The sequence below is a fragment of the Tabrizicola sp. genome (assembly GCF_016793705.1).
In the GTDB taxonomy this organism is placed as follows: Bacteria; Pseudomonadota; Alphaproteobacteria; order Rhodobacterales; family Rhodobacteraceae; genus Tabrizicola.
The window spans coordinates 1-12,651 of sequence record NZ_JAEULO010000052.1 but is presented as its reverse complement, the minus strand read 5'-3'; the positions used below and the strand labels follow the sequence as shown (position 1 = coordinate 12,651).

General features: G+C 66.0%; 9 protein-coding genes, 1 tRNA gene and 1 pseudogene. 3 read left to right on the top strand and 8 right to left on the bottom strand.

The window, feature by feature from the left end; all coding sequences use genetic code 11:
- Positions 1 to 2 precede the first annotated feature (2 nt).
- The 7 genes from JNJ68_RS14165 to JNJ68_RS14135 all read right to left on the bottom strand — a co-directional run bounded on the left by JNJ68_RS14165 (position 3) and on the right by JNJ68_RS14135 (position 9,658).
- Complete coding sequence (locus tag JNJ68_RS14165; protein WP_294983031.1) at positions 3 to 875, bottom strand: DmsC/YnfH family molybdoenzyme membrane anchor subunit; 873 nt, start codon at positions 873 to 875, stop codon at positions 3 to 5.
- A complete protein-coding gene (locus tag JNJ68_RS14160) occupies positions 875 to 1,603 on the bottom strand; it encodes a 4Fe-4S dicluster domain-containing protein (protein WP_294983030.1) in 729 nt (242 codons plus the stop codon). The genes JNJ68_RS14165 and JNJ68_RS14160 overlap by 1 nt, the downstream gene beginning before the upstream one ends.
- A complete protein-coding gene (locus tag JNJ68_RS14155) occupies positions 1,600 to 4,449 on the bottom strand; it encodes a molybdopterin-dependent oxidoreductase (RefSeq protein ID WP_294983028.1) in 2,850 nt (949 codons plus the stop codon). The genes JNJ68_RS14160 and JNJ68_RS14155 overlap by 4 nt, the downstream gene beginning before the upstream one ends.
- The gene (locus JNJ68_RS14150; protein WP_294983027.1) at positions 4,446 to 5,522 is read right to left on the bottom strand and encodes an acetate kinase; all 1,077 of its coding nucleotides are present in this window, start codon (positions 5,520 to 5,522) and stop codon (positions 4,446 to 4,448) included. Before JNJ68_RS14150 ends, JNJ68_RS14155 begins: the two co-directional genes overlap by 4 nt.
- Complete coding sequence (locus tag JNJ68_RS14145) at positions 5,522 to 6,265, bottom strand: sulfite exporter TauE/SafE family protein (RefSeq protein ID WP_294983025.1); 744 nt, start codon at positions 6,263 to 6,265, stop codon at positions 5,522 to 5,524. Before JNJ68_RS14145 ends, JNJ68_RS14150 begins: the two co-directional genes overlap by 1 nt.
- Complete coding sequence (gene xsc / locus JNJ68_RS14140) at positions 6,265 to 8,037, bottom strand: sulfoacetaldehyde acetyltransferase (protein WP_294983024.1); 1,773 nt, start codon at positions 8,035 to 8,037, stop codon at positions 6,265 to 6,267. The genes JNJ68_RS14145 and xsc overlap by 1 nt, the downstream gene beginning before the upstream one ends.
- Positions 8,038 to 8,203: 166 nt before the next feature.
- Positions 8,204 to 9,658: a PLP-dependent aminotransferase family protein gene (locus JNJ68_RS14135; protein WP_294983023.1), complete on the bottom strand. Its 1,455-nt coding sequence runs from the start codon at positions 9,656 to 9,658 to the stop codon at positions 8,204 to 8,206.
- Positions 9,659 to 9,881: 223 nt separating this feature from the next.
- Between JNJ68_RS14135 and JNJ68_RS14130 the strand changes: the two genes are divergently transcribed.
- Positions 9,882 to 10,217 (top strand): SMR family transporter, encoded by a 336-nt coding sequence (locus tag JNJ68_RS14130; RefSeq protein ID WP_294983022.1) that lies wholly within the window; start codon positions 9,882 to 9,884, stop codon positions 10,215 to 10,217.
- Positions 10,218 to 10,325: 108 nt separating this feature from the next.
- Here JNJ68_RS14130 and tpa read toward each other — a convergent pair whose 3' ends face one another.
- On the bottom strand, positions 10,326 to 11,705 hold the full coding sequence (tpa, locus tag JNJ68_RS14125; RefSeq protein ID WP_294983021.1) for a hypotaurine--pyruvate aminotransferase Tpa: 1,380 nt from the start codon (positions 11,703 to 11,705) through the stop codon (positions 10,326 to 10,328).
- A 164-nt stretch (positions 11,706 to 11,869) separates the two neighbouring features.
- On the opposite strand from tpa, the gene JNJ68_RS14120 reads away from it, so the two are divergent.
- Both JNJ68_RS14120 and JNJ68_RS14115 read left to right on the top strand, forming a co-directional pair.
- A tRNA-Cys gene (locus JNJ68_RS14120) sits at positions 11,870 to 11,943 on the top strand.
- Positions 11,944 to 12,106: 163 nt separating this feature from the next.
- Positions 12,107 to 12,651, top strand: a pseudogene (locus tag JNJ68_RS14115) (phage integrase SAM-like domain-containing protein); the annotation flags it as partial.

The following is a 12,651-nucleotide window of genomic DNA, read 5'->3' as shown; positions in this document are numbered from 1 at the left end:
GATCACCCCCGCGCGCCGTAGTAAAGCCCTACGACATGCTCGGCTTCCGCGAAGAAGAGCCAGCGCGCGGCCAGTGCCCCCGCCAGATGCAGGGCGGCCGCCAGCGCAATACCCCAGACCCCCAGCGGCAGGAGCAGGATCAGCGCCGGAAGCGCGGAGGCCAGCAGCAGCGCAAGCTTCCGAAGCTTGGCTGCATGTTTCCGCCCCACCACGAAGATCATCTCGCGCTTCAGGTAGTTCCCCGCCGTATGCGCCGGGTCGAGGACCGAGGGCAGGCCCAGCCGGTCCAGCCCCGTCGCCGTCCCCAGTGTCTGCCCCGCCCGGACAAAGGCCCCGTCGCCCACCCGCCACACCGCCAGAAGCACCGCCCCTACCGACAGCAGCGCGAGCGGCGCCCAGAGACGGCCCGAAAGCGTCGCCCCCCCCGCCACGGCAAAACTCAGGAACATCACCGGCGTCAGCCAATGGTGCCAGCGCGGGACGGCCTTGATCTGGGTATAGATCATCGCCGTGGTGAAGACCGTGCCCAGCGCCAGCGCGCCACCCACCTGCCCGACAAGCCGCGGCAGGCCCAGCCCGAAGATGCCGGACAGCGCCACCGGGGCCAGAAGGACCAGTGTCACGACAGAGGCCCAGGCTTCGCGCGACAGCCAGCTGGTGCGCCATTGGGTGAAGGCTTTCAACGCATTGCGCGGGTTGCCGAGGTGGAAGGTCGAGGCCAGGAGTCCTGTCACCGCCAGCCCGTAACCCAGCGCCCAGAGAAAGAAGGCCGCCCAGCCCGAGGGTGCGAGAGCGCCCCAGCCAAGGAAGGCGAGGAAGCCGAACCCCAGCCCCGAAAGCGTGGAAAACAGGATGACCGAAGCTGCGGGATGCATCAGATCTTCCCCAGCATCCGGTCGAGCCACCCGGCGATGCCGGTCGCCTTGACGTCGAGGAGCGGCGCCAACGGGCTTGCCGCCCCCGGCCCCTTCGCGCGGGGCGGCAGGTATTTGTTGGTGGGCTGCGTCCCCATCCCCGGCATCAGGTCATAGCCTCCGCGCTCGGCCACGAGTTTCGAAACGTGGCTCTCGGGGTCGGCGAAGTCCCCGAAGTGCCGGGCGTTGGTCGGGCAGGTCCGCACGCAGGCGGGTTCGCGGTCCACCTCCGGCAACGTCTCGTTGTAGATGCGGTCGACGCAGAGCGTGCATTTCTTCATCACCCCCTGCGCCGCGTCCATCTCGCGCGCGCCATAGGGGCAGGCCCAGGCGCAAAGCCCGCAGCCGATGCAGGCATCCTCGTTGACCAGCACGATCCCGTCCTCGGCCCGCTTGTAGCTGGCCCCGGTCGGGCAGACGGTGACGCAAGGTGCGTTGTCGCAATGCAGGCAGGAGCGCGGGAAGGTCACCACCTGCGCCGGGCCGTCGGGGACGGCAACCTGGTAGGAATGCACCCGGTTGAGGAAGGTGCCGGAGGGGGAGGCGCCATAGGGGTCCTGGTCGGAAAGGCCGATGCCCCCATCGTTCCAGCCCTTGCAGGCGGTGACGCAGGCCTGGCAGCCGACGCAGGTGTCGAGGTCGATCACCAGCCCGAGGCGCTTTTCGGTGGCTTGTGGCAGGGCAGTCATCGCTCCGCCTCCGCCATGCCCAAGAGTTTTCGAAAACTCTTGGCAAAATTCTTCGAAGAATTTTGGCGGCCCCCACCGGCGCGTGGCGGGTCGGAGAGTTCAGGGAAGCCGGGCTCTGCCGTCCCCCTCGGATGATCGGCCGCCACCACTCGCTCCACCCGCACCCGCTGGTCGAACCAGGCGGCCTGCCCGGTCACAGGATCGGAGTTCGAGAGCCGCACGCCCTTCTCCGGCAGCAGCTCCGAGATCAGGTGGTTCAGGAGGAACCCCGTCGTCGCCTCGGGTGCATCCGCATCCAGCGCCCAGGCCCCCTTGCGCTTGCCGATGGCGTTCCAGGTCCAGACGGTGTTCTCGTTCAGTGCGGCCATATGCGCCACCGGCACCACTATGGTCCCGGCCCGCGAGGACACCCTTGCCCAGTCGCCGGGCTGGAACCCTTGCGCCTCCCAGATACTCGACGGCAGATAAAGATAGTTCCGCCCCTTGATCTGCCGGAGCCAGGCGTTCTGGCTGCCCCAGGAGTGATACATGTCCATCGGGCGCTGGGTCAGCGCATGGACCGGATAGCCAAAGGCGGCATCCTCGTCGCCGTAGGGGGCATACCAGACCGGCAGCGGGTGCATCGCCTGGCGAAGCCGGTCGCGCAGGTGGTCGGGCGGCTGGCGCGGGCCGAAGCCTTCGGCGGCCAGTTGGAAGCGGCGCATCGGTTCGGACCAGATGTTGAAAAGATAAGGCTGCGGCGTTTCGTAAAGGCCCAGTTTCACCGCCCAGTCCTGATAGGCGGCGTTCCAGGATTTGTAGAAGGCGGCGTCCTCCGGCACATGCGCCTGGCAGAAGGCGCCGTTCTCGATGTAGCGCTGCATCTGGTCGGGGTTCGGCGCGCCCCGCCCCGTCGCCTCGCCATTGCCCCGGAAGCCCATCAGCGGGCCGACGCCCGGCCGGCGCTGGTGGTTGACGATATAGTCCGCGTAGTCCCGGTATTTCGGGCTGCCATCCTCCGCCACCATGCCCGGCAGGCCCAGGCGCGCGCCGAGGTCGAGGAGCACCGACTGGAAGCAGCGCACCTCGCGGTCAGGCTCCAGCACCGGCCAGCGGATCGCATCCCCCGCCGCGTCGGGCTCGGAGATCGGGCGGTCGAGGAGGGAGATGCAGTCGTGCCGTTCGAGATAGGTGGTGTCGGGCAGGATCAGGTCGGCATAGGCCACCATCTCGCTGGCATAGGCATCGGAATAGATGATCCGGGGGATCAGATACTCCCCGTCCGCGCCCCTCTCGGTCAGCATCTCCATCACGCGGGCGGAATTCATCGAGGAGTTCCACGACATATTGGCCATGTAAAGGAAGAGCGTGTCGATCTTGTAGGGGTCCCCGGCATGGGCGTTCGGGATCACCATGTGCATCAACCCATGGGCCGAGAAGGGGTTTTCCCAGCTGAACCCCTTGTCGATCCGCGCTGGGCTGCCGTCGGGCAGAAGGCACAGGTCATCGGGCGAGCGGACGTAGCCCAGATGCGGGCCGGTCAGGGGCTTGCCGGGGGTGGTGACGAAATGGGGGGTCGGATGCGCCTCGATGGGCTTCGGGTAGGGCGGTTTCAGCCGGTAGCCGCCGGGGGTTTCCAGTGACCCGAGCAGGATCTGCAGCAGATGCAGAGCGCGGGCGGTCTGGAAGCCGTTGGAATGGGCCGAGATGCCCCGCATTGCGTGGAAAGAGACGGGGCGGCCTGGCATGTCGGCATGCTCGTTGCCCCGGAAATCCACCCAGGGGCGCGGCAGCGAGATCGCTTGATCGAAGGCCACCTGCGCCAGTTCCGCCGCCAGTTGCCGGATGCGCTCCGCCGTCACCCCGCAGCGCACCGCCACCGCTTCCGGCGCGTAGTCCGGCTTCAGATATTCCTCGACCATGTGGCGGAACACCGTCCTGTGTCCCTGCCATTCCGCCCCGAGGTCCGGTTCCACCCCCTTGCCGTCCCAGGGCGCCGGGTGGCCGGTGCGGCGGTCGATCACGAAGGGCTGGCTTTCGGCGTTGCGGACGAAAAGACCCTTCTCCGGCCCTTCGGCTTCGTTGAGGAGAAGCGGTGCGTTCGTCCATTGCGCGAGGTAGTCGAGGTCGATCTTCCCGGCTTCCAGCAGGCAATGGATCAGCGACAGGATCAGCAAACCATCCGTCCCCGGCGTGATCCCGATCCAGTCGTCGGCCACCGCCGAATAGCCGGTCCTGACCGGGTTGACGCTGATCACCCGCGCGCCCCGCGCTTTCAGCTTGCCGATACCGATCTTGATCGGGTTCGAGTCATGGTCCTCGGCCACGCCGAACATGACGAAGAGCTTCGTCCGCTCCCAGTCGGGCTGGCCGAATTCCCAGAAGGCCCCACCAATGGTGTAGATGCCGCCCGCCGCCATGTTGACCGAACAGAACCCGCCATGCGCGGCATAGTTCGGCGTGCCGAAGTTCTGCGCCCACCAGCCGGTGAGGCTCTGGCTCTGGTCGCGCCCGGTGAAGAAAGCAAGCCTCTCCGGTGCCGTCTCGCGCAGGGGCTTCATCCAGGAAACCGCCGTGGACAAAGCCTCCTCCCAGGAAATCTCCTCGAAGGCGCCCGAGCCGCGCGGGCCGACCCGCCGCAACGGTGCCTTCAACCGGCTGGGCGCCGTCACCTGCATGATCCCAGACGCCCCCTTGGCGCAAAGGACGCCCTTGTTGATCGGGTGGTCCCGGTTGCCCTCGATATAGGCCACCTTGCCCGACTTCAGATGCACGTTGATCCCGCAGCGGCAGGCGCACATATAGCAGGTGGTCTGCCGGACCTCGTCCGAGACTTCCCGCTGTGTCTCCACCCTCGGCTGGTTCACGCGTCCTCCCCGGCCATCAGGCCCTGCGCCTCCAGCGCAATCTGGCGTTCCTCGTCGGCGGGCACAACAAGGATAACGACACGGGATGTCGGGGAGTGCAGCACGGTTTCGTTCCGGGCATTGGCGGAAAGGTCGGGAGATACTCCCAGATAGCCAAGGCCCGACAGGATTTCCTTCCGCATCCAGGGGTCGTTCTCGCCGATGCCGCCAGTGAAGACCACCGCATCAAGTCCCCCCATCGCGGCCACCATCGACCCGGCATGGCGCAGAGCCCAATAGGCGAAATGGTCCAGCGCGAAGCGCGCCTCCGGGGTCCCCGCCGCATGCAACGCACGCATGTCACTGGCCCCGCCGAGGCCGAGCAAGCCGCTCTGCCGGTTCAGGATGCGCCCCGCCGCCTCCACCCCATGCAGCGCGGCCAGCCGCAGCACCGCATTGCCGTCGATGGCGCCGGTCCGGGTGCCCATCGTGAGACCGTCCAGCGGCGAATAGCCCATCGTGGTCGCAACCGAACGCCCGTTCACAATCGCCGCCAGCGAGCAGCCATTGCCCAGATGACAGGCCAAGAGCCGTTCGGGAAGCGGGCCGCGTTGGCGCAATATCCGCACGAGCGCTGCGAAACTGATGCCGTGAAAGCCGTAGCGGCGGAGACCGAGGGCGCGCTCCGCGAGGGGCAGTGCATAGGTCGTGGCGACCTCGGGGTTGGTTGCGTGAAACGCCGTATCGAACGACGCATATTGCGGAAGGTCGGGCGCCAGTTCTGCAACCGACTGGATACCCACGAGATTTCCCGGATTGTGCAGCGGCGCCAGCGGGACGCAGGCCTCGATCTGGTGCAGGACCTCGGGCGTCACCCGGCAGGTGGCGGTCAGGCTTGCTCCGCCATGCACCACCCGATGCGCGGCCGCGGTCAGGCGGTGCAAGGGGACGCCCGCCTGCGCCAGCCCGTCGCGCATCGCCGCGCGGTGCCCGTCCGGCCCGATCTCGGCGACGAAGGCTTTCGCGACCTCCCGTTCACCGTCGAAGACCTTCAGCTTCAACGAAGACGAACCGGCGTTCACGATCAGCCACATCAGATGAGCGCCTTGCCCAGACCCAGTGCCGCCAGCCCGGCCAGAAGGATGATGGCGAAGCGGCGGAAATCCTGTGGATCGGTGCCAAAGAAATGCCGCCCGCCCAGCCAGTTAGCAAAAAGCGTGACCGGCAGCGCCAGCAGTGCGGCCCAGAGCGTGTCCCATGTGACCAGCCCCGCCAGCCAGTACAGCGGCGCCGAATACAGATCGAGCAGCGGGAAATAGGCGATCAGCGTGGCGCGGAACACCGCTGCGGGCATTGGCTGCGCCGCGAAGAAGGCCGCAAGCGGCAGCCCACCCATCCCCGGCGCATTGGCAAGGCCGGAGATTACCCCGGCCACACCGTTCGGCGGGCCGCCCCGCACTTCGGCGGGCAGACGCCAGCCGATCAGGAGGACGACACACATGATCAGCACATAGGCCGAAATCACCGCCCGCGCCGCATCCTCGCTGACCCCGGTCAGGATCCACAGACCCAGCGGCAGGCCAATGGCTGCGCCGCCGAGAAGCCAGAGAACCCGCTTCCAGTCCACATGCGGCCCCGCACCCTTGGCCGCCTGCAAGGACATCACCGTTTCCAAAATGACAACAACCGCAACAAAATTCAGCGGATTGGTGACAAGACTGGAAGCGGCGATCAACAGCGCCGAGAATCCGAACCCGGAATAGCCCCGGACGAAGCCTGCCACCAGGCAGGCCACTGCCAGCCAGGCCAGCGCGCCGGGGCCAAGGTCATAGGGCATCAGACGACCTGCGGCCGCATGTCGGCCTTGGAAATCCCCGCCACCTCGACCGGCTTCTTCATCGCGTCGCGGCGGAAGGGTTCGCCCAGTTCCTGGTTGATCAGCGCCTCGATCAGCGTGGTCTTGCCCGCCATCTGGTCGTCGATCGCCCTGCGCAGGGCCGCCGTCAGCTCCTCCATCGTCCGCGCCTGCACGCCCTGCAAGCCGCAGGCCCTGGCGATCCCGGCGTAGGACACATCGGTGTCGAGTTCGGTTCCGACGAAATTGTCGTCATACCAGAGCGTCGAGTTCCGCTTCTCCGCCCCCCACTGGTAGTTGCGGAAGACGACCATCGTGATCGCAGGCCATTCCTTGCGGCCGATGGCGGTCAGCTCCGTCACCGCGATGCCGAAGGCGCCGTCGCCCGCGAAGCCCACCACCGGCGTGTCCGGGCAGCCGATCTTGGCCCCGATGATCGAGGGCAGCCCATAGCCGCAGGGGCCGAAGAGGCCGGGTGCAAGGTATTTACGGCCCGCCTCGAACGACGGATAGGCGTTGCCGATGGCGCAGTTGTTGCCGATGTCGGAGGAGATGATCGCCTCTTTCGGGAGCGCCGACTGGATCGCGCGCCAGGCCATTCTCGGGCTCATCCACTCCGGCTTGGCTTTGCGGGCGCGTTCGTTCCAGGTCGTGCCGGGATCGTCCTGTTCGTGGTCCATGCCGGAGAGGGCCTGCGCCCAGGCCGATTTCTTCTGCGCGATCAGCGCCTTGCGCTCGGCGCGCCCGGCATCGCCTGCGGTCTTCGACAGCCGCGACAGAATCCCCTCGGCCACCTTCCTCGCGTCGCCGACGATCCCCACCGTCACCGGCTTGGTCAGGCCGATCCGGTTGGGGTTGATGTCGACCTGGATGATCTTCGCGTCCTTCGGCCAGTAGTCCAGCCCATAGCCCGGCAGGGTCGAGAACGGGTTGAGCCGCGTCCCCAACGCCAGCACCACATCGGCCTCTCGTATCAGTTCCATCCCCGCCTTCGAACCGTTGTAGCCGAGCGGCCCGGCAAACAGCGGATGCGAGCCGGGGAAGGCGTCATTGTGCTGGTAGCCGACGCAGACCGGCGCGCTGAGGCGTTCGGCCAGCGCCATCGAGGCAGGGATCGCGCCCCCGATCACCACGCCCGCGCCGTTCAGGATCACCGGGAATTTCGCGCTGGACAGCAACTGCGCCGCCTGCGCCAGGGCATCTTCGCCGCCCGAGGGGCGCTCGAATTCCACCACGGCGGGCATCGCCACGTCGATGACTTGCGTGAAATAGTCCCGCGGCATGTTGATCTGCGCCGGGGCCGACTGGCGCCGGGCCTGCAGGATCACGCGGTTCAGCACCTCGGCCACGCGCGAGGGATCGCGCACCTCCTCCTGGTAGCAGACCATGTCCTTGAAGAGCGCCATCTGCTCGACTTCCTGGAATCCGCCCATTCCGATGGTCTTGTTCGCGGCCTGCGGCGTCACCAGAAGAAGCGGCGTGTGGTTCCAGTAGGCGGTCTTCACCGCCGTCACGAAATTGGTGATCCCCGGACCGTTCTGGGCGATCATCATGCTCATCTTGCCCGAGGCGCGGGTGAACCCGTCGGCCATCATCCCGCCCGAGCCTTCGTGGGCGCAGTCCCAGAAGGTGATGCCCGCCCTTGGGAAGAGGTCGGAGATCGGCATGAAAGCCGAGCCGATGATGCCGAAGGCATGTTCGATGCCATGCAGTTGCAGGACCTTAACGAAGGCTTCCTCGGTCGTCATCTTCATCGTGGTTCTCCCATATGCCTCAGGCGGCCCCGAAGGCCTTTGACCGGCACCCTACTGCCCTGCCCGACCCCGCCTTAGGGCCAGTTCTTCCGTCCCGCTAAGTCCACCTGACCCCTCCTCGTTCGACGTCGCCTCCTCGTCGGCAGCCCTGCAAGGCGCGACGATTTCACCGACGCGCCAAGGCCCTGGCGATCCGCGCCACGCCCTCGGCGATCCGGGGCAAAGCGATGGAGGAATAGGCCAGCCGGAAATAGTTCCGCTGCCCATCTCCGGCGAAGAACGCCCGGCCCGGCTCGATCAGCACCCCCTCTTCCCGCAACCCTAGCGCCAGTGCCTCGGTGTCCACACCCTCCGGCGCGCGCATCCAGAAGCTCGACCCGCCGAAGCCGCCCTGCCCCGCGATCTCCAGCCCTTCCGTCGCCAGCGCCTCGGCCATCACCTGGCGGCGGCGGCGATAGGCGTTCTTCATCCGGTTCACCAGCGCGTCGTAATGGCCGAGGCCCAGGAAATAGGCCATCGTCCGCTGGATATGGCCGGGCGGGTGCTTCAGCATCAGGCCGCGCAGCGCCCGCGCCTCGGCGATGAAGCCGGGCGGGCCGACCAGATAGCCAAGCCGCAGCCCGGGGAAGACTGATTTCGAGAACGACCCGGCGTAGATCACCCGCCCCCCCCGGTCCAGGGATTTCAGGGCGGGTGCAACGGGCTTCAGGAAGGACATCTCGAATTCGTAGTCGTCCTCGACAATCACGAAGCCCTGCCGCTCCGCCGCCTCCAGCAGCGCCACGCGCCGCTCGACCGGCATGGTGGCGTTGGTCGGGCACTGGTGCGAGGGGGTGGTGAAAACCACATCCGCCTCAAGGCCTTGCACCGGAAGGCCCAAGGCATCCACGTCGACCGGCACCGCCGTCGCGCCCGTCGCCGCGACGATGGCGCGCCAGGCGGGGTAGCCGGGATTTTCCACCGCCGCCCGCCGCCCCGGCCCCAGAAGCGCCGTCGCCGCGACCCAGAGCGCGTTCTGCGCCCCAAGGGTCAGCAGCACCTCATCCTCCCGCGCGGCGATGCCCCGGCGCGGCAGGATGGTGCGCAGCAGTTCCTGAACCAGCAGGGGGTCGTCGCGTTCGTAGTAATCGCTGGTCAGCGCCGCGAAGTCACGCTTTCCCAAAGCCCGCAACGCGCATTGCCGCCAGTTCTGGTGGTCGAAGAGCGTGGGATCGGCCTGACCATAGATGAAGGGAAACGGGTAGCGATCCCAGTCCTCGGGGCGGTCGACCTTGGGGGTCAGGCTGAAGCGACCGCCGGTCAGGCCCTTGAAATCCACGGCCTCCGCGCGGGGTTCGGCCTGGGGAAATTCCGGGGCAAGCGGTGCGGTGTCCGAGACGAAATAGCCCGACCGCCCGGCAGAGGTGAGGTAATCCGAGGAGACGAGATCGGCATAGGCCAGCGTCACGGTGATCCGGCTGACGCCGAGATGCTCGGCCAGCCCACGGGACGAGGGAATCCGGCTGCCGGGCCGGAAGCGGCCAGAGAGGATGCCCTGCGTGACCATCGCGCGAATCTGCTGTTGCAGCGACCCGGCGGCGCCGGGGGCAAGGTAAAAGGCTTCGACGGGGATGGCGGCCATGTGGACCTCACACGATGAGTCCAGATGAGGGGGTCGTCGGCGGGTGGAAGTCAAGCCAGTCCTCACCCCGGCCTCGCGCCGGGTCTCTGGTCAAGCGGAGGCGGGCGAGGCCATGACGCAATCGGCCAAAAGCCTGCCGCGAACGGCCGCCTGGAGCTGCGGTGGGGCTGCTAGGTTGACCTGCCCGCCCCCGGCGGGCGACCAGGCTGGAGCCGCAGACCCCGTGATCAGGACCTACGCCATACTTGCCCTTGCCATCCTGGCCGAGGTGGTCGCCACCACCGCCCTGTCGCGGTCGGCGAGTTTCACGAAACTCTGGCCCAGCGTGATCACCGTCGCGGGCTATGTGATCGCCTTCTGGCTTCTGTCCTTCCCCCTGCGGGTGATGCCGACCGGGGTGGTCTATGCGATCTGGTCGGGGATGGGGATCGTGCTGATCAGTTCGGTCGCCTGGATCTGGTATCGCCAGACGCTGGACACGCCCGCGCTGATCGGCCTGGGACTGATCATCGCGGGCGTGCTGGTGGTGAACCTGTTCTCGAAGTCACTCACCCATTGACACCGCCCGGCGGCGCGAAGCGCCGGAAAGCCGGGCGTCAGCTTCAGGATCCAATCTGTCCGCCTTTGCGGCACGGGGTGGTGGGCAGATTGCCCACCCTACAGGATGTTACCCGAACACCCGTCCCAACGCGCCATCAATCGCCGTGGTGATCTCGTCGATGTCGTCCTTCGTCGCGATCAGCGCCGGAGACAGGCAGAGCGTGTTGTTCAGCCCCGGGATCGAGCGGTTGGTCATGCCGATGATCACACCTTGCGCGTTGCAGTCGGCGACCACGGCGGCGACCTTCTTCTCTTCCATCGGCTCCTTGGTCGCGCGGTCCGAGACCAGTTCGGCCCCCAGGAACAACCCCTTGCCGCGCACGTCGCCGATGACCTTGTGCTTCTCCATCAGCGCCTGGAGGTTCTGAAGGCAGCGGTCGCCCATCGCCAGCGTGTTGGCCAGAAGTCCCTCGTCCTCGATGATCCGCATGTTCTCCAGCGCGGCGGCGGGGCCGGAGGTGCAGCCGCCGAAGGTGGAGATGTCGCGGAAGTAGCTCAGCGGATCGTTCGGGTCGTCCTTGAACATCTCGAAGACGGCTTCCGTCGTCACGGTGCAGCTGATCGCCGCATAACCCGAGGCGACGCCCTTGGCCATGGTCACGAAGTCGGGCTTGATCCCGTAATGCTGGTAGCCGAACCAGGTGCCGGTGCGTCCGACGCCGCAGACGACCTCGTCAATCGCCAGCAGGATGTTGTATTTCTTGCAGATTTCCTGCACCCGCTCCCAATAGCCGGTCGGCGGGGTGATCACGCCGCCGCCCGCCGTCACCGGCTCCAGGATCAGGCAGCCCACGGTATCGGGGCCTTCGCGCAGGATCACTTCCTCGATCGCATCGGCCGCGCGTTCGCCATAGTTCTCCACGTCCCATTGCTTGCGGTATTCCAGGCAATGCGGCACCCGGACGAAGCCATCGGGGAACGGACCGTATTGCATGGCGCGCTGGTCCTGCCCGGCGCTGGCAAGGGCGGCGATCGTGGTGCCATGGTAGTCGCGGTCACGGTACAGGATCTTCCACTTCTTGCCGCCGTGGTGCCGGTGCGCGATCTGGCGCACCATCTTGTAGACCTTCTCGTTCGCTTCCGAGCCGGAGTTGGAATAGTAGACCCGGGTCAGGCCCGGCATCTTCTCGGTCAGCCGCTTGGAGAACAGCGCGCCGGGGATCGACCCGGCGGAGCCCGCGAAATAGTTCAACTTGATCAGCTGGTCGCGCACGGCATTGGCGATGCTTTCCCGCCCATAGCCCACGTTTACCGTCCAGACCCCGCCAGAGACGGCGTCGATGAACTCCTTGCCCTTGGCATCCCAGACCCGCATTCCCTTGCCTTCGACGATGACGCGGGGGTCGGTGGTCTCATAGGGTTTGTGCTGCGACAGATGGTGCCAGACATGGGCGCGGTCGGCCTCGACCACGGCGCCGATGTCGTTCATGCCTGCAAAGCCTTCCATGGCCAGTCCTTTCGAATGCGTTTTCGCGCGGCAGTATCGGGGATCGTGCCTGCCCCGCTTAGGACCAGACCGAAGCCTCCGCTATAGCCAGCCTGAGACCGGAGCGATCATGAGGACCCCCTTGCAGCCGCGGCGCGCATCCGCTATCTCCCCCTCACCTTCGCGGCGGGTTGGCGGAGAGGTTACGCAGCGGATTGCAAATCCGTGTAGACCGGTTCGATTCCGGTACCCGCCTCCATACATCTTGTTGTTTTTCCCGGAAATCTCAGAAAAATCTACACGATGTAGCACCAGCGCATTCGTGCACATCTCGTGCACAGTCCGCGCATAGTTTTTGCTCTGATTCTGCGTCAACTTGCCATACAGTGTTATCGAACAGACACTTAGCGGCACTGGCAGCAATGAGCTACGGCATCAAAACAGTAGATGTGCACAGGAAGCTTAGGCTGGATAAGCGGAGCGGAAGTGAAAACTGGTACGCGCGGCTGACACTGGACAACGGCAAGCGCGTCGTGAAGAGCACGAAGACAGATGATTTGGCGGAGGCGAAAGAACGCGCGCTAGCGCTCTACTATGAGACCGAAGCCCGCATCAAAAACAAGCTTCCCGCCCAAACCCGCAAGTTCAAGCATGTCGCTGATCACGCCATCAAGCGCATGCAGCAAGAGTTGAACGCTGGTGGCGGGAAGCAAGCATACAAGGACTACATTTCCGCGCTTCGCCGCTGGCTGATCCCCTATTTTGGCACAATAGATATAGTGAAGATCGACCTGGCAGGGCTGCAAGCGTTTGATGCTTGGCGAACTGAGCAGAACAGGAAGCCTTTTTCACAAAGCGGCATCAACAACCACAACGCAGCACTCAACAGGGTGCTGGACGAAGCAGAACTGCACGGCTGGATCACAAAGTCGCTGCGCCCTACCCTACTCAACAAGGGCCTGAAAAG